Source organism: Mesorhizobium sp. M8A.F.Ca.ET.165.01.1.1 (assembly GCF_004792065.1).
GTDB lineage: Bacteria > Pseudomonadota > Alphaproteobacteria > Rhizobiales > Rhizobiaceae > Mesorhizobium.
In genome coordinates, this window is the sequence record NZ_SRTH01000051.1 from 1 (window position 1) to 670 (window position 670).

At 63.6% G+C, this 670-nt stretch carries 1 protein-coding gene; it reads left to right on the forward strand.

From position 1 onward, the window contains the following. Positions 1-670 (forward strand): Ig-like domain-containing protein (locus EN808_RS36645; RefSeq protein WP_189524240.1); only part of this gene is annotated, 670 nt, incomplete at both ends.

Sequence of the window (670 nt, forward strand, 5' to 3'; positions counted from 1 at the left end):
GACAATCACGGCGGCTCTTCGTCCGCCAACCTGACCATCACCATCACCGGCACCAACGATGCGCCGGTGGCGGTGGCCGATGCGGCGGCGGTGAAGGAAGACACCAACACGCTGGCCGATCCCAATCCGGTCAGCGGCAATGTGCTTTCCAACGACACCGATGTCGACAATGGCGACACGCACAGCGTCAGCGCCGTCAACGGCTCGGCTGGCAATGTCGGCAACGACCTGGTCGGCACCTATGGCACGCTGCATCTCAACAGCGACGGCAGCTACAGCTATACGCTCGACAATGGCCTGGCCTCGGTGCAGCAGCTTGCCGAAGGCGCCACCGTCACCGACGTCTTCAGCTACACCAATGCGGACAATCACGGCGGCTCTTCGTCCGCCAACCTGACCATCACCATCACCGGCACCAACGACGCGCCGGTGGCGGTGGCCGATGCGGCGGCGGTGAAGGAAGACACCAACACGCTGGCCGATCCCAATCCGGTGAGCGGCAATGTGCTTTCCAACGACACCGATGTCGATGTCGGCGATACCCACAGCGTCAGCGCCGTCAACGGCTCGGCTGGCAATGTCGGCAACGACCTGGTCGGCACCTATGGCACGCTGCATCTCAACAGCGACGGCAGCTACAGCTATACGCTCGACAATGGCCTGGCCTCGG